This is a genomic window from Streptomyces sp. F001, from assembly GCF_004187715.1.
GTDB lineage: Bacteria > Actinomycetota > Actinomycetes > Streptomycetales > Streptomycetaceae > Streptomyces > Streptomyces flavusporus.
Map to the genome: position 1 here is coordinate 564032 of NZ_QZWF01000001.1, position 21852 is coordinate 585883.

At 71.5% G+C, this 21852-nt stretch carries 20 protein-coding genes and 3 pseudogenes; 17 read left to right on the forward strand and 6 right to left on the reverse strand.

The genetic code is table 11. The annotated features are described in order from the left end of the window. Positions 1–66: 66 nt before the first annotated feature. From StrepF001_RS02550 to mug, 11 genes and pseudogenes are all read left to right on the forward strand, one after another. Positions 67–220, forward strand: a pseudogene (locus StrepF001_RS02550) (GNAT family N-acetyltransferase); the annotation flags it as partial. A 657-nt stretch (positions 221–877) separates the two neighbouring features. After that, entirely contained in the window at positions 878–1297 is a 420-nt protein-coding gene (locus tag StrepF001_RS02555; RefSeq protein ID WP_129796638.1) for a hypothetical protein, read from the forward strand. 34 nt (positions 1298–1331) lie between these two features. Beyond that, complete coding sequence (locus tag StrepF001_RS02560) at positions 1332–1895, forward strand: hypothetical protein (protein WP_129796639.1); 564 nt, start codon at positions 1332–1334, stop codon at positions 1893–1895. A gap of 407 nt (positions 1896–2302) precedes the next feature. Beyond that, positions 2303–2710 (forward strand): annotated as a pseudogene (locus StrepF001_RS45425) (transposase); the annotation flags it as partial. After that, entirely contained in the window at positions 2707–3126 is a 420-nt protein-coding gene (locus StrepF001_RS02575; protein ID WP_129796640.1) for a GNAT family N-acetyltransferase, read from the forward strand. The pseudogene StrepF001_RS45425 and the gene StrepF001_RS02575, both read left to right, overlap by 4 nt. Before the next feature lie 19 nt (positions 3127–3145). Beyond that, positions 3146–3357, forward strand: a pseudogene (locus StrepF001_RS47210) (GNAT family N-acetyltransferase); the annotation flags it as partial. Between the two features lie 142 nt (positions 3358–3499). After that, positions 3500–4828: a hemolysin family protein gene (locus tag StrepF001_RS02585; RefSeq protein WP_129796641.1), complete on the forward strand. Its 1329-nt coding sequence runs from the start codon at positions 3500–3502 to the stop codon at positions 4826–4828. After that, positions 4825–5838, forward strand: coding sequence for a hemolysin family protein (locus StrepF001_RS02590; protein ID WP_129796642.1), 1014 nt, complete (start codon positions 4825–4827; stop codon positions 5836–5838). The genes StrepF001_RS02585 and StrepF001_RS02590 overlap by 4 nt, the downstream gene beginning before the upstream one ends. A 59-nt stretch (positions 5839–5897) precedes the next feature. Next, complete coding sequence (locus StrepF001_RS02595; RefSeq protein ID WP_129796643.1) at positions 5898–6686, forward strand: SGNH/GDSL hydrolase family protein; 789 nt, start codon at positions 5898–5900, stop codon at positions 6684–6686. 373 nt (positions 6687–7059) lie between these two features. Then, a complete protein-coding gene (gene purB, locus StrepF001_RS02600) occupies positions 7060–8502 on the forward strand; it encodes an adenylosuccinate lyase (protein WP_129796644.1) in 1443 nt (480 codons plus the stop codon). Then, the gene (mug, locus tag StrepF001_RS02605; RefSeq protein ID WP_129797484.1) at positions 8499–9041 is read left to right on the forward strand and encodes a G/U mismatch-specific DNA glycosylase; all 543 of its coding nucleotides are present in this window, start codon (positions 8499–8501) and stop codon (positions 9039–9041) included. Before purB ends, mug begins: the two co-directional genes overlap by 4 nt. Before the next feature lie 18 nt (positions 9042–9059). Here mug and StrepF001_RS47215 read toward each other — a convergent pair whose 3' ends face one another. The 3 genes from StrepF001_RS47215 to StrepF001_RS02620 all read right to left on the reverse strand — a co-directional run bounded on the left by StrepF001_RS47215 (position 9060) and on the right by StrepF001_RS02620 (position 11050). Then, a complete protein-coding gene (locus tag StrepF001_RS47215; RefSeq protein WP_240797266.1) occupies positions 9060–9257 on the reverse strand; it encodes a hypothetical protein in 198 nt (65 codons plus the stop codon). A 147-nt stretch (positions 9258–9404) separates the two neighbouring features. Further along, complete coding sequence (locus tag StrepF001_RS02615) at positions 9405–10127, reverse strand: ABC transporter permease subunit (protein ID WP_129796645.1); 723 nt, start codon at positions 10125–10127, stop codon at positions 9405–9407. Between the two features lie 2 nt (positions 10128–10129). Beyond that, the gene (locus StrepF001_RS02620; RefSeq protein WP_129796646.1) at positions 10130–11050 is read right to left on the reverse strand and encodes an ABC transporter ATP-binding protein; all 921 of its coding nucleotides are present in this window, start codon (positions 11048–11050) and stop codon (positions 10130–10132) included. A 108-nt stretch (positions 11051–11158) separates the two neighbouring features. On the opposite strand from StrepF001_RS02620, the gene StrepF001_RS02625 reads away from it, so the two are divergent. The 3 genes from StrepF001_RS02625 to StrepF001_RS02635 all read left to right on the forward strand — a co-directional run bounded on the left by StrepF001_RS02625 (position 11159) and on the right by StrepF001_RS02635 (position 14263). Beyond that, positions 11159–12328 (forward strand): histidine kinase, encoded by a 1170-nt coding sequence (locus tag StrepF001_RS02625; protein WP_129796647.1) that lies wholly within the window; start codon positions 11159–11161, stop codon positions 12326–12328. A gap of 14 nt (positions 12329–12342) precedes the next feature. Beyond that, the gene (locus StrepF001_RS02630) at positions 12343–13005 is read left to right on the forward strand and encodes a response regulator transcription factor (protein ID WP_129796648.1); all 663 of its coding nucleotides are present in this window, start codon (positions 12343–12345) and stop codon (positions 13003–13005) included. A 100-nt stretch (positions 13006–13105) separates the two neighbouring features. Further along, positions 13106–14263, forward strand: coding sequence for an ROK family transcriptional regulator (locus tag StrepF001_RS02635; protein ID WP_129796649.1), 1158 nt, complete (start codon positions 13106–13108; stop codon positions 14261–14263). A 75-nt stretch (positions 14264–14338) separates the two neighbouring features. On the opposite strand, the gene StrepF001_RS02640 is transcribed toward StrepF001_RS02635, so the two are convergent. Continuing rightward, positions 14339–15100: a GntR family transcriptional regulator gene (locus tag StrepF001_RS02640; protein ID WP_129796650.1), complete on the reverse strand. Its 762-nt coding sequence runs from the start codon at positions 15098–15100 to the stop codon at positions 14339–14341. A 206-nt stretch (positions 15101–15306) separates the two neighbouring features. Next, a complete protein-coding gene (locus StrepF001_RS02645) occupies positions 15307–16191 on the reverse strand; it encodes an RNA polymerase sigma-70 factor (RefSeq protein ID WP_129796651.1) in 885 nt (294 codons plus the stop codon). Between the two features lie 170 nt (positions 16192–16361). On the opposite strand from StrepF001_RS02645, the gene StrepF001_RS02650 reads away from it, so the two are divergent. The 3 genes from StrepF001_RS02650 (at position 16362) to StrepF001_RS02660 (ending at position 20572) form a co-directional block, all read left to right on the forward strand. Continuing rightward, positions 16362–17192 (forward strand): alpha/beta fold hydrolase, encoded by an 831-nt coding sequence (locus StrepF001_RS02650; protein WP_129796652.1) that lies wholly within the window; start codon positions 16362–16364, stop codon positions 17190–17192. Positions 17193–17354: 162 nt separating this feature from the next. Then, entirely contained in the window at positions 17355–18929 is a 1575-nt protein-coding gene (locus tag StrepF001_RS02655; protein ID WP_129796653.1) for an alkaline phosphatase D family protein, read from the forward strand. Between the two features lie 215 nt (positions 18930–19144). Next, a complete protein-coding gene (locus StrepF001_RS02660) occupies positions 19145–20572 on the forward strand; it encodes a GNAT family N-acetyltransferase (RefSeq protein WP_206306763.1) in 1428 nt (475 codons plus the stop codon). Between the two features lie 63 nt (positions 20573–20635). Here the strand turns inward: StrepF001_RS02660 and StrepF001_RS02665 are convergent, their stop codons facing one another. Continuing rightward, entirely contained in the window at positions 20636–21841 is a 1206-nt protein-coding gene (locus StrepF001_RS02665) for a PLP-dependent transferase (protein ID WP_129796654.1), read from the reverse strand. Positions 21842–21852 lie beyond the last annotated feature (11 nt).

A 21852-nucleotide genomic window follows, 5' to 3' on the forward strand; every position in this document is an offset into this window, starting at 1 on the left:
GCCGGGCGTGCGTCCGGATGCTGAAATCGCGTGCCCCCAAGCGCCCGCCGGTGATGGGATCACGGCATGACGGACCTGCGGATACGGACCGCGACGCCCGACGACCTCGACACCGTGCCGGCCTTCTGGAAGACCGCCGCCGAGGGGACGAGCATCAGCGACGACCGGGACGGCGTGGAGCGGCTGGTTCGCCCGTGACCCCGAGGCGCTGATCCTGGCGATGAGGGTCCCCCGCTCGAGCGCAGCTGAGAGTGGGGGTTCGACGGTGAGCTGGTCGGCACGGCCCGCATGGGCAAGCTGACTGCCCGTGCCTGGCCTGCCGGTTCGGCCACGACCGCCGTCATCCGGCTCGGTCCCGCCGCTCCACCTCGGGCTGGCGAACATCGCCGGCCAAGCAGGGTCGTAATGAACGATCTCGACTCGGTCTCCCACCTGTCGATTCTTCCAGGGCTCGCGCGGCAGGAAGCCGACGAGGACGCTTTGCATGCAGACGGCGATCACCCACCGTGACATGGCTGCCGCATCGGAGATGCGAATACGCGACACAGGAACATGCGAGCTCACCAGTACCGAGGGCCACCTCGAAGCGTGAAGAACGGCCGCCCCGCTGTCCCGGGAACGGATCAAGATCAGCAGGTCAGGTGAACGGCCGAGGTCAAACACCGAGCTGAGCGGCTGTGGGTCGACCCCGGCCAGCGCGCGCATCCACTGGACCCTGGGCCGGCAGTGGCTCGACCGCACAGGTAACCCCTTCCTGACGCTCGTGTCGGCGGAACCGTTTCACCGGGTGCCGTGTCCTTCTTCGCGGAGGGTGGTTCCACGCCGCGGAACACCTGTGAAGGGGGATGGCCATGGGGCAGGTGCGCGAGGGGCACGGTTGGGGGCTTGGGCCGTCGGCGGGGTCATCGGCCTGGCGGCGTTGTACGTGATCGGGGTGTTCGCCTTCGGCGGCGCGGGGTGGATCACCGCCCCGTTCCGCGGTGAGGCGGACAAGCGCGAGAACACCGTCGGCTCGGGCGAGTTCCGTCAGACCACGTACGAGGAGTTCTTCGATCTGTGCGAGGCCGTGCAGAACGCCGAAGGGACGATCCAGGCGCTCCAGGAGGAGCGGAAGACCGCTTCGGAGACTCGCACGACGCAGATCGACCAGTCGATCACCGCGCTGAAGGCCACGCGGATCGAGTCGGTCAACGACTACAACTCGAAGGCCGCCCAGGAGCACCGCGCGCCCTTCCGTGACAAGGATCTGCCGTACCGGCTGGATGCCACCGCCGAGCGCACGACGTGCACCAACTGATCCCCGTCTCATCCCGGGAAGAGGGCAGCACCGCATGAAGAAGTTCGCACGCATGGCCCTGGCCACCGTCGTCGCGCTCGTTGTGGGCCTCGCCCTGACGTCCTGCACCGACTCCAGCCAGGACAAGGAGAACAAGGCCAAGCAGGAGAACTACGACCACCTCGTGGCCCAGCAGCCGGCGGGCCGCATGGAGTACTCGCCGACCCGCGAAGCGATCAACCAGTGGATCAAGACGTGGGGGAAGCGGGGCAAACTCTCATACGTCTACATCCAGAACGCCAAAGGCGAGTACGGGTACTTCATCATGAAGGGCCTGCCGGTGCCGCGCTGCAAGATGCTCACTCCGACGGAGAAGGTGGAATCCTCCTCCAACGGCGTCGCGGTCCTCGCCCAGCCCGGCATGGACGGCGTGTACACGTCGGGTTCCACCTGCGGTGCCTACTACGGTTTCGACGCCACGACGGGCGCGTACATGGAGTTCACGGTCGGCACGAACCAGTCGTTCTTCCTGTTCGACCAGCCCATGACGATGCCGGAGTACGCCAGCGCCAAGCAGTTGGGGCCGAGCTCGGTGAAGGACGTCGAGAAGCAACCTTGAGCGGCCGGGGGCCGGTTGGAAGAGTTCCGGCCCCCGTGTCCCGTCAAGCGGCGTCTACGGTGCCGGTGATCTTGCGGGTCATCTCCGCCAGGAGGGGACCGGGCCTGCCCTTGCCGGTCCGGGCCGCCGTTTCGACGGCGACCGGGACGGTGCCGCGGAAGTTGTCGGCCTCGCCCGGTCCTGCTCCTTCAGCAGGCTCATCGCCGCCGTCAGGGCCGGCAGCACCCGGTCGGCGAGTTCCGACACGGACCGGCCGCCCAGGTCCTCGCTCTTGGACTTCTCGGCGAGTACCTGCCCGATCGGGCCGGTCGCGGAGGCCAGGGCGATCGAGCCCTGGGGGGCCGCCTTGCGGGGGCGAACCGGTGGTATCGGCGGCGGCCATCAGCGACACGGCGCCTCAGGCGGCGGGCCGCAAGCGCCACATGATCGTGGACACGATCGGCCTGCTCCTGGTCGTCACGGTCACCAGCGCGAGCGTGCAGGACCGCGACGGAGCCCGCCCCGCACTGGCGCACCTGCGTGACCTCATCGCATCGATCAGCCTGGTCCGGGCCGACGGCGGCTACGCCGGGAGACTCGTCACCTGGGCCAAGAAGAAGCACCGGCCGGCGGGCCGGGCAGGGCGCAGTCCGACTTGGCAGGGCACCACCCTGGATGGCTTGCTCCTCAACCCGGTAAAACCCGCGAAGCACGAGGATTCGGCCGACAAGCTCGCGTCTTGCGGAAAACCGGGACCAAGCCCACCCCTGCGTCGATTCCCCGCCACGGAAACCGCTCGCCAGACAAGCCGACGCTCTGCTTGGCTCGCCCCATGAGCGATCTCCACATCCGCCACGCCACCCTCTCGGACATCGACACCGTGCTGCAGTTCTGGCGCGAGGCCGCGGAAGGAACGAGCATCAGCGACGACCACGACGGAGTGGCCCGACTCATCACACGAGATCCCGAAGCCCTGCTCCTCGCAGAGCGCGACGGCACCCTCACAGGAACCGTCATAGCCGGCTTCGACGGATGGCGATGCTCCGCCTATCGACTGGCCGTACACCCCGACCACCGTCGGCGAGGCATCGCCACCGCCCTGCTGGAAGCAGCCGAACAACGATTCGCCTCCCTGGGCGGGCGACGGGTCGACGCCATGGTCCTGGAAGCCAACGAACAGGCCCACCACACGTGGGCCGCCACTGGCTACCATCGCGAGGACCACTGGCGACGCTGGATCAAACCGCTGTAGATGTTTGTGAGCAGCCAGGCTTCGACGGCCGGCGGTGCATCCGCAGCGCCGCCGCCAGGGCATCGGCGGCGGCGCTGCTCGCCGCCGAGGAGCGGTTCGTACGGCTCGGCGGGCGCCGCGGGGACGCGATGGCTCTGACCCGCAACGAGAGGGCGCACCACGCCTGGCGCGCGGCCGGGTACGCGCCCGAGGAGCACTGGCCGCTGGGTGAAGCCCCTGGCCGAGTCCTGACACCCTTTGCCGGTCCTTTACTCTTGGAGGACCACTCGGTCCTCCAAGAAAGGTGTGAGCGTCCGCCCATGGGCGAGCCTCCCAGTACCAGCCATCGCGCGTTTCTCCCTGCTCTGCCGGACCATGGGACGGGGGTGACCCGATGACCGAAGTGCTCCTCCTGCTCGTGGCGATCCTGCTCTCCCTCGCCTGTGGCGCCTTCGTCGCCGCGGAGTTCTCGCTGACCACGGTCGAGCGCAGCGCACTGGAGCGTGCCGTCGAGCGCGGCGAGCGCGGCGCGGCCGGCGCTCTGAAGGCCGTACGGAAACTCACCTTCCAGCTCTCCGGTGCGCAGCTCGGCATCACCGTCACCAACCTGGTGGTCGGCATGCTCGCCGAGCCGTCCGTCGCCCGGCTGATCGCGGGCCCGCTGGAGTCACTGGGCATCTCCCGCTCCACGGCCTCGTCGATCGCCCTCGTGCTGGGCACGGCCCTGTCGACGGTCTTCCTGATGGTGGTGGGCGAGCTGGTGCCCAAGAACTGGGCGATCTCCTCACCGCTGGCCGTGGCCAAGACGGTGGGCAACGCCCAGCGCTGGTTCAGCGCGTTGTTCCGCCCGTTCATCACCCACCTCAACAACACCGCCAACCGCATGGTGCGCCGCCTGGGCCTCGAACCCGCCGAGGAGCTCGCCTCCGCGCGCGGTCCGCAGGAACTGGCCGCCCTCGCCCGGCACTCCGCCCGCGAGGGCGCCCTGGAGCCGGACACCGCCGAGCTGTTCGTACGCACCCTGAACCTCGCCGACCTGACCGCGGAGAACGTGATGACGCCGCGCGTGCAGGTCGTGGCCCTCGACGCGCAGGCGACCTGCGAGGACGTGGCGAACGCGACCCGGGCCACCGGGCTGTCGCGGTTCCCGGTCTACCGCGGCAACCTCGACTCGGTCGTGGGCACCGCGCACGTCAAGGACGTCCTGGCGGTGCCCGCCGAACGCCGGCCCCGCGTGCCCGTCTCCGAGCTGATGCGCGAGCCGCTCCTCGTCCCGGAGTCCCTCACCGTGGACCGACTCCTGGACCGGCTGTCCGGCAAGCGGACGATGGCCGTGGTCATCGACGAGTACGGCGGCACGGCGGGCGTCGCGACGCTGGAGGACATCGTCGAGGAGGTCGTCGGCGAGGTGCGCGACGAGCACGACCCGCACGAGACGCCCGACCTCGTCCCGGCCGGCACGGACGAGGACGGCCACGCGCTGTACTCCGCCGACGGTGCCGCCCGCATCGACCAGCTCGCGCGCGTCGGCCTGCGGCCACCCGAGGGTCCCTACGAGACACTGGCCGGACTCGTCGCGGCCGAACTGGGCCGGATACCCGCCGCCGGCGACGCGGTCCAGGTGGCCGGCTGGCGCCTGGAAGTGCTGGACGCCGCGGGGCGCAGGGCGGCACGGGTGCTGCTGCACGCGCCGCTCGACGACGAGACGGGGGCGCAGGCATGACCGCCGTACAGCTGCTGATCGGTCTGGCGACGCTGGTCGTCAACGCCTTCTTCGTGGGCGCCGAGTTCGCACTGATCTCCGTCCGCCGCTCCCAGATCGAGCCGTACGCCGAGCAGGGCGACCGGCGGGCGAAGAGCGTGCTGTGGGGACTGCAGCACGTGTCGGCGCTGATGGCGGCGGCACAGCTCGGCATCACCCTGTGCACGCTGGTGCTCGGTGTGGTCGCGGAACCGGCGATCGCGCATCTGCTCGAGCCGGTGTTCCACGCGATGGGTGTGCCGAGCGGCGCGGGACACGCGGTGTCCTTCGTGATCGCGCTGACCCTGGCGACGTATCTGCACATGCTGCTCGGCGAGATGGTGCCGAAGAACGTCGCGCTCGCGGAGCCGGTGCGCAGCGCACTGCTGCTCGGGCCGCCGCTGGTGGCGCTCTCCCGGGCGCTGCGACCGGTGATCTTCACGATCAACGCCTTCGCGAACGGACTGCTGAAGCTGCTGCGGATCGAGACCAGGGACGAGGTCACAGCCGCCTTCTCCGACGCCGAGCTGGCCCGCCTGGTCAAGGACTCCGGTGCGGCCGGGCTCATCGACGTCCGCGCGCAGGAGCGGCTGCACGACGCCCTGGAACTGGGCCGCCGGCCCGTGCGGGACGTCGTGCTCCCGCTGGAACGCGTCTTCTACGCGCGCGTGGGCGTCACGCCGGAGGAACTGGAGCGGCTGTCGGCCGAGTCCGGGTTCTCCCGCTTCCCCGTCGTGGACGAGGGGCGCCGGATCGTCGGCTACCTGCATGTGAAGGACGCGCTGGACGCCTCGCCGCGGGATGTGCCGTTCCGGCTGCGCGACATGCGGTCCATCGCGCGCGTACGGGAGTCGACACCGCTGGACGACGTGCTCACCGCGATGCGCGGCAGCCGTACGCACCTGGCGGCCGTGCTCGGGTCGGACGGGCGGCTGGCAGGGCTGGTGACCATGGAGGACGTGCTGCGGGAGCTGTTCGGGCAGCGGGCCTAGCGGGCGACGGGGCCCGACCGACCGTCGGGTATGCGCCTCGGGATACCATCTCGTACGCCATGCAGACGAATCCCTCTCCCCAGTACACCAGCCTGGTCGCGGTGGGCGACTCCTTCACCGAGGGCATGTCGGACCTGCTGCCCGACGGCACCTACCGGGGCTGGGCCGACCTCCTTGCGGCACGGATGGCCGCCCGCACTCCCGGCTTCCGGTACGCCAACCTGGCCGTGCGCGGCAAGCTGATCGGGCAGATCGTCGACGAGCAGGTGGATGTGGCGGCCGCGATGGGCGCCGATGTCATCACGCTCGTCGGCGGGCTCAACGACACCCTGCGCCCCAAGTGCGACATGGGCCGGGTGCGCGGGCTCCTGGAGGAGGCCGTGGAACGGCTGGCTCCGTCGTGCAAGCAGCTTGTCCTGATGCGGAGCCCGGGACGGCAGGGCCCGGTCCTGGAGCGGTTCCGGCCGCGCATGGAGGAGCTCTTCGCCTGCGTCGACGAGCTGGCCGCGCGGCACGGCGCGGTGGTGGTCGACCTGTACGGGGCGCCCTCGCTCGGCGACCCCCGGCTGTGGGACGTGGACCGGCTGCACCTGACCGCCGAGGGGCACCGGCGGGTCGCGGAGGCGGTGTGGCAGACGCTCGGACACGACCCCGAGGACCCGGACTGGCACACGCCGATCCCGGCGACCGTGCCGCCGGGCTGGGCAGCGCGCCGGGTTGCTGACGTGCGATTCACCAGACAGCACCTGCTGCCGTGGATCACCCGCCGTCTGACCGGGCGGTCGTCCGGGGACGGACGCCCGCCGAAGCGGCCGGAGCTGCTGCCCTACGAGGGTCCGACGGGGTAGCCCCGCATGCGATGCGGGGGCGAAGCGGGGGGTATCGGGGCGGAGCCCCACTGCGCCCGCAGAGAACAGTCCCCGCCGGGGTGGGCGGAACCCAGGCTGGACCCCCGTCGGCCCCGCTCACGACCACCCCGCCGGGTCGGCCTGAGCCCAGACCACACCCACCTACCCGCCTCACCACCAACCCTCCTCGCTGGGTCCAGGGCGGAGCCCTTGGCGGGGCCGAAGGGCGGAGCCCTGGGGATGGGACGGGTAGGGGCGGCGGGCGGGGGCGGACACCTTCCGGCCGACTCCCGGGCGTGACCCGGACCTCGTAGGTTCCACCAAACACATCCGTGGCGCTGGCCTGCACAAACCGCCAGTAGAATCCGGTTACGTGACTTCTGCGCCCGCCAAGCCCCGCATCCCGAACGTCCTCGCCGGACGCTACGCCTCCGCCGAGCTCGCCACGCTCTGGTCGCCCGAGCAGAAGGTGAGGCTGGAGCGTCAGCTCTGGCTCGCCGTGCTGCGGGCCCAGAAGGACCTCGGGATCGAGGTGCCGGACGCGGCGATCGCCGACTACGAGCGTGTCCTCGACCAGGTCGACCTGGCCTCCATCGCCGAGCGCGAGAAAATCACGCGCCACGACGTGAAGGCGCGGATCGAGGAGTTCAACGACCTCGCCGGGCACGAGCAGGTGCACAAGGGCATGACCTCTCGCGACCTGACCGAGAACGTCGAGCAGCTGCAGATCCGGCTCTCGCTGGAGCTGATGCGCGACCGCACGGTGGCCGTCCTGGCGCGCCTGGGCAAGCTGGCGGGTGAGTACGGTGAGCTGGTCATGGCCGGCCGCTCGCACAACGTCGCCGCGCAGGCCACGACCCTCGGCAAGCGGTTCGCGACCGCGGCCGACGAGCTGCTCGTCGCGTACGGGCGAGTGGAGGAGCTGCTGGGCCGCTATCCGCTGCGCGGCATCAAGGGCCCGGTCGGTACGGCGCAGGACATGCTGGACCTGCTGGGCGGAGACGCGTCGAAGCTCGCGGAGCTGGAGCAGCGGATCGCCGATCACCTGGGCTTCTCCACGGCCTTCACGTCGGTCGGCCAGGTCTACCCTCGCTCGCTCGACTACGAGGTCGTCACCGCGCTGGTGCAGCTGGCGGCGGCGCCGTCCTCGCTGGCGAAGACGATCCGGCTGATGGCCGGGCACGAGCTGGTCACCGAGGGCTTCAAGCCGGGCCAGGTCGGCTCCTCCGCCATGCCGCACAAGATGAACACCCGCTCCTGCGAGCGCGTCAACGGCCTGATGGTGATCCTGCGCGGTTATGCCTCGATGACCGGCGAGCTGGCGGGCGACCAGTGGAACGAGGGTGACGTGTCCTGCTCGGTGGTGCGCCGGGTCGCGCTGCCGGACGCTTTCTTCGCGCTGGACGGGCTGCTGGAGACGTTCCTGACAGTGCTCGACGAGTTCGGCGCGTTCCCGTCGGTCGTGGCGCGCGAGCTGGACCGCTACCTGCCGTTCCTGGCGACGACGAAGGTGCTGATGGCCTCGGTGCGCGCGGGGGTCGGCCGTGAGGTCGCGCACGAGGCGATCAAGGAGAACGCGGTGGCGTGTGCTCTGGCCATGCGCGAGCAGGGCGCCGAACGCAACGAGCTGCTGGGCAAGCTCGCGGACGACTCGCGCATCCCCCTCGAACGTGCGCAGCTGGACGAGCTGATGGCCGACAAGCTGTCCTTCACGGGCGCCGCGGCCGACCAGGTCGGCACCGTCGTCGGCCGGATCGAGGAGCTCGTGAAGCAGCACCCTCAGGCCGCGGGCTACACGCCGGGAGCGATCCTCTGACACGCTTCACCGCACAGGAGCTGGAGGCCGCTCGCGACCGCCTGGTACCGGACGTGGTCGCGGACGGCCTCCGCGTGCTGTTCTGCGGCATCAACCCGGGCCTGATGACCGCGGCGACGGGCCACCACTTCGCCCGCCCGGGCAACCGCTTCTGGCCGGTGCTGCATCTGTCCGGGTTCACGCCCCGGCTGCTGAAGCCGTCGGAGCAGGGCGAGTTGCTGACGTACGGGCTCGGGATCACCAATGTGGTCGCGCGGGCGACGGCTCGGGCCGACGAGCTGAGCGCCGAGGAGTACCGCGAGGGCGGGCGCCTGCTGTCGCTGAAGGTGGCGCGGTTGCGACCGCGCTGGCTGGCGGTGGTGGGGGTCACCGCCTACCGGGCCGCGTTCGACGCCCGCACGGCCCAGGTGGGGCCGCAGGCCAGGACGATCGGGAACACGCGGGTGTGGGTACTGCCGAATCCCTCCGGGCTGAACGCGCATTGGACCACGGCGACGATGGCGGAGGAGTTCGCTCGGTTGCGGGCGGCGGCGGCCTGACGGTCCTGGTCGTGTTCGTCACGGCGGGTCGGTCGCGGTGCCGACCGCGAGGAGCCGGGCACTGTCCGACTCGTCCCGGTCGGCCACACCGACGGCGACCCGGCGGCCGGTGCCGCGTGCCTCCCACACGTACACACCGTCCATGAGAACGCTCACCGTCGCCCACGGCTCCGGTATCTCCTCACCCCGTTCGCCGCGCACCCTCAGGGTCAGCATGCCAGGCAGTAGCCCGGCCCCTCTCGTCCGACGTCCGGCCAGCCGTGGGCAGGGGGCAGGGGCTCGCACACAGCCGGTCGATCGTCTCCAGGCACCGCACGATGTCCATGCCCCGGTAAACCGGGGGCATGGACAGTTGCCGCCGCGTCAGGCGTCCCGGTGCCGCACGCTCCACGCGCCCGCCACCAGGGCCGCCGCCGTCCACAGGGCGGTCACGGTGAGGCCGGTCCACGGGCCGAGGGTGCCCTCCGGGGTTTCGTGGAACACCATCTGGCCGGCCTTGTCGGGCAGGAGGTCGGCGACGGTGCCGGACATGTCGCCGATCACGAAGGACACGATGAGCAGGAACGGGATCAGCACGCTCAGCGTGGCCACGCCGCTGCGCAGCAGGGCGGTGAGTCCGGCCGCGAACAGCGCCATCAGCGTGAGGTAGACGGCACAGCCGACGACCCCGCGCAGCCCCTCGCTCCAGGTGAGACCGTCCGCCTCGTCCCCGAGCACGGCTCTGCCGACGGCCAGGCTCGCCGCGCCCGTGACGAGGCCGGCCGCGAGGACGGGTGCGGCGATCGCCACCGCCTTGGCCGCGAACCACCGCCCGCGCCGCGGCACCGCGGCGAACGTGACGCGCAGGGCACCGCCCTGGAACTCCGAGGAGACGGCCGTCGTACCGAAGGCGATGGCGGCGATCTGCCCGAAACTGACGCCGAAGAACGCCGCGAACAGGGGGTCGAAGTCCGCTCCGTCGGTGTCCAGTCCGCCGAGTGCCGAGAACAGGGTGGTGACGAGCAGGACGGCGCACAGGGCGCCGAGGAGCGACCGCAGCGTGCGGATCTTGATCCACTCGGCGCGGAGCACGGGCGTGAATTCCATGGTCAGGCCTCCTGGGGCTGTGCGGTGAACTCGGTCTCGGCCGCCGTCAGGTCGAGATAGGCCTGCTCCAACGTGCCCTCCTCCGCGGACAGTTCGAGGATCGGCACGCCCGCGGCCGAGGCGATGCGCCCGATGTCGTCCACGCGCGCGAGGGGCACGGTCCAGATCCCGTCCTTGTGCTCCACGGCGTCGTGGCCGTGCCGGGCGAGGGCGTTTTTGAGGGCCGCAGGGTCCGTCGTGCGGATCCGCACGCGCGGCTGTACGCGCGCGTGGATGAACTCCCGCATCGGGGTGTCGGCCAGCAGACGGCCGCGGCCCAGGACGACGAGGTGGTCGGCGAAGGACGCCGTCTCGTTCATGAGGTGGCTGGAGACCAGTACCGTGCGCCCCTCCCCGGCGAGCCGGCGCATCAACTCCCGGATCCAGATGATGCCTTCGGGGTCGAGGCCGTTGGAGGGCTCGTCGAACATGACCACCTCGGGGTCGCCGAGGAGGGCTGCGGCGATGCCGAGCCGCTGGCGCATGCCCAAGGAGTACGTCTTCACCCTGCGGCGCGCCACCGACGCGAGCCCCGTCTCCTCCAGCATCTCGTCGACGCGCCGGTCCGGGATGCGGTTGCTCGCCGCCAGGACGCTCAGATGGTCGCGGCCGGTGCGGGAACCGTGCGCGGCCTGGGCGTCGAGCAACGCGCCCACGTGACGCAGGGGTTCGCGCAGGGTTACGTAGGGGCGGCCGCCGATGGTGGCGGTGCCGGAGGTCGGCCGGTCGAGGCCGAGCACGAGCCGCATGGTGGTCGACTTGCCGGCGCCGTTGGGGCCGAGGAAGCCGGTGACGCGGCCGGGGAGGACGGTGAAGGTGAGGTCGTCCACGGCTCGCCGGGTGCCGTACTCCTTGGTGAGGGCCTGAACTTCGATGCTGGTCATGCCGACAGCCTGGCCGCTGGGGCGCAGGCGGTTCCTCCCCCGCGGGTGGAGATCGCCTCCCCCGTGCGGGGGAGGCTCGTTGTCAGTGGCGGCTGGCACGATGACGGAATGGTCCGCTGGCTGCGCCCGTTCCGCAGGGCGGTGACGTACACACGATTGCTGCATCTGTTCATCGCCATCGTGTGGCCGTCCCTGTGGCTGTTCGTCAAGGAAGCCTGGTGGACCTGGCTGGTGGCGGCCGCGGTGCTCGCCCCCGTCGGCCTGGTGCCCGCGATGCGCACCGCGGAGGGGATGCAGGCCAGGCTGCTGCTGACCGGCCACCGGCACGACAGTGAGGGGACCGGCATCGTCGTCGCGCCGTCCGCCTCCTGGAGAGATCGCGGGCGGCTCGTCGTGTGGCTGGAGACGCGGCTGCTGCTCGGCTGCGCGACCTCGCTGTTCACCGTTCAACTGGCCCTTGCCTCGGTGGACTTGGTGTCGGCGGCGTTCGGCCGTGACGTCGAGGAGGGCGTACTGCTGCTCCTCGACGGCCACGAGTGGTGGCACGTCCTGCTCGTGCCGCCGGCGCTGGTCACGCTGGCGGCGACCGTGGTCGCCTCGGGCCACCTCATCACCGCACTCGCCCACCGTCTCCTGGGCCCCTCCCCTGCCGAGCGCCTCGCCGCCATGGAGGAGCGCACCGAGCAGCTTCTGGAACGCACCCGCATCGCTCGCGAACTCCACGACTCCATCGGCCACGCCCTGACCGTGGCGGTGGTGCAGGCGGGTGCCGCGCGCGCGGCAGGCGATCCCGCCTTCACCGACCGGGCCCTGGATGCCATCGAGGAGACCGGCCGGGCGGCCTTGGAGGACCTGGATCGCGTCCTCGGCATCCTGCGTGAGCCGGAGCGGCCGGTCAGCAGCCGGCCGACGCTGACGGACGCCGACCGTCTGCTGGAGTCCGCGCGTGCCTCCGGTGCAAAGGTGGAGGTCGAGATGAGCGGGCCGCTGGAGACCGTGCCCGGCCCGGTCTCCCGGGAGGGCTACCGCATTCTCCAGGAGTCCCTGACCAACGTGCTGCGGCACGCGGGGTCCGTCGCCGTCCGGGTCCGCATCGCCGTCGCGGGCGGCACACTCACCCTCGAGGTGCGCAACCCGCTCACCGCCGACATACCGGGGCCCGGTCGGGGCAGCGGTCTGCGCGGCATACGGGAGCGCGCTGCCCTGCTGGGCGGCCGCGCGCGGACGGGGCCCGACGAGGGCGACTGGCAGGTGCGTGTGGAGCTGCCGCTCGGCTGATCTACGCTGGCCGGATGCCGGTCACCGTTCTCCTCGTCGACGACGAGCCCCTGGTACGGGCGGGCCTGCGGGCCGTGCTGGAGGCGCAGCCCGACATCGAGGTCGTCGGGGAGGCGGCCGACGGGGCTGCGGTGATTCCGCTGGTGCGGCGCCTGCGGCCCGACGTGGTCGCCATGGACGTACGGATGCCGCTGCTGGACGGCATCGAGGCCACGCGCGCGGTGCTGCGGACGATCGACGAGCCGCCGAAGATCCTGGTGGTGACGACGTTCGAGAACGACGAGTACGTCTATGGGGCGCTACGGGCCGGCGCCGACGGGTTCCTGCTGAAGCGGGCCCGGCCGGCCGAGATCGTGCACGCGGTACGGCTCGTGGCCGAGGGCGAGTCGCTGCTGTTCCCGGCGTCGGTACGGCAGCTGGCGGCGGAGTACGGCGAGGACGGCGGGAATCGTGCGGCGCGGGCGGTGCTGGAGCGGGCCCAGCTGACCGAACGGGAGGCGGAGGTGCTGCGGTTGATGACGCGCGGGCTGTCCAACGCGGAGATCGCCGGGCAGTTGGTCGTCGGCACGGAGACGGTGAAGTCGCATGTCAGCGCGGTGCTGGCGAAGCTGGGGGCGCGGGATCGCACACAGGCGGTCATCACGGCGTACGAGTCGGGGTTCGTGTCGCCGGGCTGACCGCGGTCGTCGCACCGGACCGCAGGCGTCCGCCTCTCGCCCGGCTGTCCTGCGCCGAGTACCATCCGGCCAACACGCGCACTAGCTGGGAGGACGGACGGTGGGGCGGCTGACCGGTGGGGATCCCTCGCTGTTGCGAAGGATCAATTCCGCGGTGGTGCTGCACGCGCTGCGTGCCACGGACTGCGCGACGCTGACGGAGATCACCCGGGTGACCGGGCTGTCCCGGCCCACCGTCGAGGGCGTCGTCGAAGGGCTCATCGAGGCCGGTCTCGTGGTGGAGAAGGCAGCCGAGGAGGGTGCCGCCCGGCGTCAGGGGCGGCCGGCGCGGAGGTATCGGTTCCGGGCCGAGGCCGGTCATCTGCTGGGGCTGGAGATCGGGGCGCATCGCGTTGCCGCGCTCCTCGCCGACCTGGACGGGCGGATGATCGGCGCGCAGGCGAAGGACGTCGACGAGACGGCGCACGCGGACGAGCGCCTGGAGCGGCTGCGCACCGCGGTCGCCGAGTTGCTGCGGCGGGCCGGGGTGGCGCGCGGATCGTTGCGGGCGGTGGGGGTGGCCACGCCCGGGATCGTCGAGGCGGACGGCACGGTACGGCTGGGTACGGCACTGCCGGGGTGGACCGGGCTGCGTCTCGGGGAACGGCTGGGCCGCTCCTTCAAGTGTCCCGTCCTGGTGGAGAACGACGCCAACGCGGCGGCCGTTGCCGAGCACTGGAAGGGTTCCGCCACCGAGTCCGACGACGTCGTGTTCGTACTGGCGGGGTTGAGCCCCGGCGCCGGTTCGCTGATCGGCGGGCGGCTGCACCGCGGTTTCGGCGGGGCCGCCGGTGAGATCGGCGCGCTGCATCTGCTGGGCCGGGACGTCACCCCGGAGACGCTGCTGTCCACGACGGACGAGCCGCTGCATCCGCTGGACGAGCAGGCGGTCGCCCAGGTCTTCGCCCAGGCCCGTCAGGGCGATCAGCGGGCCCGGGCTGCCGTCGACCGGTTCATCCAGCGGCTGGTGCACGATGTCGCCGCGCTCGTGCTGGCTCTTGACCCGGAGCTGGTCGTCATCGGTGGCTGGGCGGCGGGACTGGACGGCGTACTGGACCCGCTGCGGCGCGAGCTGGCGCGCTACTGCCTGCGGCCGCCGAAGGTGACCCTGTCACTGCTCGGCGAGGCCGCGGTGGCGACAGGGGCACTGCGACTGGCCCTGGACCATGTGGAGGAGCAGCTCTTCGCGGTCGAGAGCACAGTGACGGCACGCCACTGAAGCGCCCTCCGACGGGCCCGGAAAACCTCGCGTACCCCCGGGCACCGTCCGAGCGCGAGACGCCGGGACCGGCGGTCAGGATGCCCGGCGCTGTGTGTCCTGGTGGATCTCCACGCCGCCCGAGTCCCCGAAGGTCAGCCGGCAGGTGTCCGCGCGGTAGGTGGCGACGGAGAGCGCGGCGGTGCGGCCCTCGGCGAAGTAGCGGGTGGTGACGACGAGCACGGGCGCGCCCGGCAGCCGGTCGAGTTCCTTCGCGTCGTCGGCCCGGGCCGAGCCCAGCTCCACGGCGCTGTCCTGGCCCTCCAGCTCCATACGCTGCAGCTCCCGCAGCAACGCACGCGCGCGTGCCGGTCCTGCCGGGGCGTCGATGGCGGACAGCTCGGGCACGGACGACTCGGGGATGTACAGCAGCTCGGCGGCAACCGGCTGGCCGTGTGTCATCCGGGTGCGGCGCACGGTGTGCACGGGTTCGTCGGGGCCGGCCTCCAGGGCGTCGGCGACCGCCGCCGGCGGCGCCGCCACCGTGCAGTCGACGGCCTGCCAGGCATCGCCGGGCGCGCCCGGCCAGGCGTGCTGCTCGGTGCCGACGGCCACTCCCACGCGCGGTGGCGCGACGGTCGTACCGACACCGCGGCGGCGTTGCAGCCGGCCTTCCAGTTCGAGCTGTTCCAGGGCCTGACGCAGCGTGGCGCGGGCGACGCCGAAGCGGGCGGCGAGGTCGCGCTCGTTGGGCAGGATCTCGCCCACGGAGAACTCGGAGTCCAGTGCCTCCGTGAGCACGGTCTTGAGGTGCCAGTACTTCGGTTCCGGCACCGATTCCAGCTGCGTGGTCCCCACCCTGTCCTCCGCAATCGCCGTGATCCGGCGGCGTTTTAGCGCCCTTGTTTATTAAAGGTTGTTGCACTTGTCTGCGACCATAGGACGGCCCTCACCCTTGGTCAAGACCAATCCTCGATCCCTTGGGCGCCGTACGGGCGGACCGACGTGAAGCGTTCACGGGGCGTTCACAAAACACCGCATAGGTGACATAGCGGCAACGGCAGCTACTCGCCGGCCAGCCTCCGCAGCTTGTCCGGGTTGCGGATGACGTAGACCGAATGGATGCGCCCGTCGAGGACGTCCAACTGGAACACGGAGTCGGGCTCGTCCCCGGACAGGACCAGCACCGCGGGGCCGCCGTTGAGTTCCAGGAACCGGAAGGACGCCGCCGCAACGCCCTTGCGGGCGACGCCGACGAGGAAGCGGCCCACGTTGTCGGCGCTCTGAAGGACCCGCAGGGGCGCCTTCGCCTTGCCGCCGCTGTCGCCGACGAGCCGGACGTCGGGGGCGAGCAGCGACATGAGGCCCTCGAGGTCCCCGTCCGCCGCGGCGGCGAGGAACCGCTCGGTGAGATCACGGCGCTGGACGGGGTCGACGTCGTAGCGCGGCCGGCGCTCGTCGACGTGCTTGCGGGCGCGGCCCGCAAGCTGCCGTACGGCCGGCTCGGCCCGGTCGAGCATGGCGGCGATGTCCGCGTACGGGTATCCGAAGGCCTCCCGCAGGACGAACACGGCCCGCTCCAGCGGCGACAGCGACTCCAGGACGACGAGTACCGCGAGGGACACGGAGTCGGCCAGCATCGCCCGCTCCGCCGCGTCCGGGACGGCGCCGCCGAACTCGGCGACATACGGCTCGGGCAGCCAGGGGCCGATGTACGCCTCGTTGCGCGCCTTGATCTGGCGCAGCCGGTCGACGGCGAGGCGGGTGGTGACACGCACCAGGAACGCGCGCGGTACGCGCACTTCGGACCGGTCGGCGCCGGACCAGCGCAGCCAGGCCTCCTGCACCACGTCCTCCGCGTCGGCCACGCGGCCGAGCATGCGGTAGGCGACACCCAGGAGGACGGCGCGGTGCTCTTCGAAGACCTCGGTGGCGGTGTCAGTGGTCACGCCCTCATCCCATCCGACGCGTCCGGTCGTGTCCAGGCGATTCCGTGGGCGGGACTTCGCGGTCCGTACGGCTGAGTGGTTGACGACGACCGGAGGGCTACCCGGCGGTAGCTATTGCTGACAAGGTGTCTACACCACGTCCGGCGCACGAGTCCTCGCCAAGGAGCTGTATGTCCGCCACCGTCTCCTTCAAGGTCCCCACCCCGCACGGCCCGCGGAGCGTCACCGTCTCCTACGCGCGCGCGGGCACCGGTGCACCGCTGCTCCTGCTGCACGGCATAGGTCACCACCGGCAGGTGTGGGACCCGGTGATCCCCGCCCTGGCGCCCGAGCGCGATGTGATCGCCGTGGATCTGCCGGGCTGCGGTCAGTCCCCGGCGCTCCCGGCCGGGCTGGCGCACGACCTGCCGTCGATGACCGCCGTACTCACCGCGCTGTGCGAGGCGCTGGATGTCGAACGGCCGCATGTGGCGGGCAATTCGCTGGGCGGTCTGCTGGCGTTGCAGCTCGGTCGCGACCGGCTCGTCCGGTCGGTCACGGCGCTGTCCCCGGCCGGGTTCTGGTCGGCGGTCGAGCGGCGCTACGCCTTCGGTGTCCTGATGACGATGCGGCAGATCGCGCAGCGGATGCCGGGGCCCGTGGTCGAGCGGCTCGCCCGCCCGGCGCTCGGCCGTACGCTCCTGACGAGCGCCATCTACGCCCGCCCGGCCCGCCGTTCCCCCGAAGCCGTGGTCGCGGAGACGCTCGCGCTGGCGCGTGCGGAAGGCTTCTCGGAGACCCTGCGGGCCGGAAGGGACGTGCAGTTCACCGATGACGTTCCGGGAATTCCGGTCACCGTGGCCTGGGGCAGCAGGGACCGGCTGCTCGTGCCCCGGCAGGGCGTCCGCGCCAAGTACGTCATTCCCCGGGCCCGGCTGGTCCGGCTGCCCGGCTGCGGTCACGTCCCGATGAACGACGACCCGGCGCTGGTCGCGCGGGTCCTGCTCGACGGCAGCCGCTGAGCGAAGACGGTCCGTCAGGAGGCTCTCCTGTTCTTGCCCGGTAGCCGCCGCTTTCCCGTGCGCCCACGGTCAGTTGTTCACTTGTGGTTTCCGTGTGCGCTGCGGCGCACCAGTAGTTGTGGCATCGCAACTGGCCGGAACCGTCCCGTCCTGGAGGCGCCCATGTCACACCGTCCCTTCCCCGGCCGCCGCAGCGTCCTGCGCGGCTCCCTCGCCGCGTCTGCGGCCCTGACCCTGCCCGTCGGCCTCGGCGCGGCGCCGGCCCTCGCCCGGTCGGGGCGCCCCTCGGCGGGCTGGGGCGTACAGACGGGCGACGTGACCGCGCACTCCGGGCTGGTGTGGGTACGGTCCGACCGGCCGGCCCGGATGATCGTCGAGACGTCCGCGACCGAGTCGTTCCGCAACCCGCGCAGATGGCACGGCCCGCTGCTCGGCGCCGGCACGGACTTCACCGGCACGACCCGGCTGCGCGGACTGCCGTCCGGCGAGCAGATCCACTACCGCGTGCTGCTCGCAGACCCGGACGACCCGCGTCGCACCGGCGAGCCGGTCACCGGCACCTTCCGCACGGCGTCCGACCGGCGGCGCGACGGGGTGCGGTTCGTCTGGTCCGGCGATCTGGCCGGACAGGGCTGGGGCATCAGCCCGGAGCTCGGCGGTTACCGGATCTACGACGCGATGGCCGCCCTCGACCCGGACTTCTTCATCTGCAGCGGTGACAACGTCTACGCCGACGGTCCGATCACCGAGACCGTGGCCCTGCCCGACGGGCGGACCTGGCGGAACATCACCACCGAGGAGAAGTCCAAGGTCGCCGAGACGCTGGCGGAGTTCCGCGGCAACTTCCGCTACAACCTGCTGGACGAGAACCTGCGCGCCTTCAACGCCCAGGTGCCGTCCATCATCCAGTGGGACGACCATGAGGTCACCAACAACTGGTACCCGGGTGAGATCCTCACCGACACCCGGTACACCGAGAAGAACGTCGACGTGCTCGCCGCGCGCGCCCGGCAGGCGTTCTCGGAGTACTTCCCGATCTCGACGCTGCGCCGCCCCGACGGCCGGGTCCACCGGGTCCAGCACCACGGCCCGCTGCTCGACGTCTTCGTCCTGGACATGCGCACATACCGCAACGCGAACTCCACGGACGACCAGCCCACCGACCAGCAGGGCATCCTCGGCCGCGAGCAGCTGGAGTGGCTCAAGCGGGAGCTGTCCCGCTCCCGAGCGGTGTGGAAGGTGATCGCCTCCGACATGCCGCTCGGCCTGGTCGTGCCGGACACCGGGGACGGCAGACCGGACATCGAGGCGGTCGCGCAGGGCGACCCCGGGGCGCCGCTCGGCCGTGAGCTGCAGATCGCCGAGCTGCTGCGGTTCGTCAAGCACCGGCGGATCACGGGCACGGTGTGGCTGACCGCCGATGTGCACTACACCTCGGCGCAGCACTACCAGCCGTCGCGGGCAGCCTTCACCGACTTCGAGCCGTTCTGGGAGTTCGTCTCGGGCCCGCTCAACGCGGGCGCCTTCCCCGCCAACGCGCTCGACAACACCTTCGGCCCGGAGCGGGTGTTCGTGAAGGCGCCGGCCACGGCCAACGTCTCACCGGCCGGGGGCTATCAGTTCTTCGGCGAGGTGGACATCGACGGCCACAGCGGGGAGATGACGGTGCGGCTGCGCGAACAGGACGGCACCGTGCTGTTCACGCAGGTGCTGCAGCCGGGCCGCGTCGGCCAGTAGATTCGGTACGCGCGGCCGAGGGGCGCGCACCGGTGTCATCCCCCGGTGCGCGCCCCTCGGCAGGCAGGGGCCCGTCGGCAGGGCCGGTGTCACCTCGTTGACACCTCTGACGCAACACACTCGTAAAAAGAACTGCAAAACGGACAGAACCATACTTTACCGATCAGTCACAAAGCGTTCGTGATCACGCAACACCTTTCCTTCACAGTGGCTGCATGAGTCGAGACATGCCTGATGTGACGCGTACGAAAAACGGGCGTCCTGTGCACCACTGGCGACGGGACGTCGTCGAACTCGCCGCCCTCTTCACCGCCGTCGCGGTGGCCGATGCCGTGGCGAACCTGATCGGGCACGGACCCGACGGTCCGGCGCTGCTGGTGATCTCGGCGGTCGTCCTGCTCGCCACGGCCGCCTTCCACATCTGGTGGGCACGGCGCCACGGTCACGCTCCTCCGAAGAGCGATACCGGCGCCCGGCCGCGCTCCCCGGAGCAGCAGGCCGGGCCGTCCGCGAGCCCTGAGTCCGAGGCCGGGGAGGGCACGCTGTGGCGGATGCGGACGACGGTGAAGGACGAACCGGGCTCGCTGGCCGCACTGTGCACGGCCCTCGCCGGGCACCGGGTCGACATTCTGAGCCTGCAGACGCATCCGCTGGGTGACGGCACGGTCGACGAGTTCCTGCTGCGGGCTCCCGCAGAGCTCGCGGCGTCCGAGATCACCCGGGCGGTCTCGCGGGCGGGCGGTACGCACACCTGGATCGAGCGGGCCGACGCCCACGACCTGGTGGACGCGCCGACCCGGATCCTCGGCCTCGCCACCCGCACCGCGCTGGACGACGCCGAACTGCCGCTCGCACTACGACAGTTGCTCGGCCGGTGCACCATCCGTTCGCTGCCCGCCCCGGCAGGGGGCAACCGCGGGACGGACGACATTGCGGTGGAGGGAGCCCTGGAGGACACCGTGATGCGGCTACGCGCACCGGAAGGCGGAGTGATCACCGTGGAACGGCCGTATCTGCCGTTCACACCGACCGAGTTCGCGCGGGCACGGGCGCTGGTGGAGCTGGACGCCCGGCTCGGGCCGCGCATCCCGCGCAGCCAGGACGTGCTGACGCTGCCGCAGGGCAGTGCCATCACGGTGCGCCGGGCCGACACGAGCGACCTGGAGGCCGCGAAGGAGATGCACGAGCGGTGCTCGCAGAGGACGCTCGCGATGCGGTACCACGGTCCGGTCGGTGACGCGAACCGCTATCTCAACCATCTGCTCAGCCCGCGCTTCGGCCGGACGCTCGCCGTGCAGACCGCGTCGGGCCACATCGTCGGGCTCGGTCATCTGCTGTGGGACGGGGACGAGACGGAGGTCGCGCTGCTTGTCGAGGACGAGTGGCAGCGGCGCGGCATCGGCGGCGAGCTGCTCGGCCGCCTGGTGACGATGGCGGTGGAGGCGGGCTGCGAAAGCGTGTACGCCGTGACGCGGTCGTCCAACACCGGCATGGTCGCCGCGATGCGCGGACTGGGCCTGCCGCTCGACTACCAGATCGAGGAGGGCACGCTGGTGATCACGGCCCGGCTGGACGCGACGCCGGTCAGCTCGCGGCTGCCGTACGACCACGAAGAGGCGGGCCGGCCCAGCGTGCGGGACTGACCCTTCGACGTCCGCAGGGAACGGCCCGGTGGTGAACGCCGGGCCGTTTGCGCGTGCCCCGGATCAGCCGCGCGCTGCCGCGGTTCGCTGCTGCGGCGGCGACACCCGTTCCCCCAGGGCGCGGTCCAGGTCGGCCCACAGGTCGTCGACGTCCTCCAGGCCCACCGACATCCGCAGCAGCCGGTCGCTGACGCCGGCGCCCCGACGGTCGTCCGCGTCGACGATGCGATGGCTGATGGACGCCGGGTGCTGGATGAGGGTGTCGACGCTGCCGAGGCTCACGGCGGGAGTGATCAGCCGGACGCCGCCGATGACCGCGTGCGGGTCGCCGAGCACCTCGAAGGCGATCATCGCGCCGCCGATGCGGGGATAGTGGACGCGGGCGACGCGCGGGTCGGCGGCAAGGCGGCGGGCGAGCTCGGCGGCGTTCGCCGACGCGGCCCGCACCCGGACCGGAAGGGTCGAAAGGCCGCGCAGCAGCAGATAGCCGGCCAGCGGATGCAGCACCCCGCCGGTGGCGAACCGCACCTGCCGCAGCCGCCGGGCGAACTCCTCGTCGCAGGCGACCACACCGGCCATGACGTCCCCGTGCCCGCCGAGGTACTTGGTGGCACTGTGCAGCACCAGCCGTGCGCCCTGCTCGGCGGGACGCTGCAGCACCGGCGTGGCGAAGGTGTTGTCGGCCAGCAGCGGGACGGAACCGCAGGCGTGGGCGACAGCCCGCAGGTCGAGTTCGGCGAGGGTGGGGTTCGCCGGGGACTCCACCATGACCAGCCCGGTGTCGGGGCGCAGCGCGTCCGCGATGCCGGCCGGGTCGGTCCAGGTGACCTCGCTGCCGAGGAGGCCGGCGGTGAGCAGGTGGTCGCTGCAGCCGTACAGCGGGCGTACGGCCACGACGTGGCGCAGCCCCATGGACCCCCGTACGAGAAGGACCGCGCTCAGCGCGGCCATGCCGCTGGCGAACGCCACGGCCGACTCGGTGCCTTCGAGGCGGGCCAGGGCGGTCTCGAAGCGGGCGACGGTGGGGTTGCCGAGCCGGGCGTAGACAGGCGCGCCGTCCGGTTCCGCCCCGGTGGCGGCGAAGGCGTCGATGCGGGCGGCCTCGCCGCGGCTGTCGTACGAGGGATAGGTGGTGGACAGGTCGATCGGCGGGGCGTGCAGTCCCTGACGGGCGAGGTCGTCGCGGCCGGCGTGCACGGCCTCGGTGGCCAGTGCTCTCGATGCGATGGGCGTGTCCATGGAGGGAAGGGTGAACACTGACCGGGTCATTGGCCGCAGAG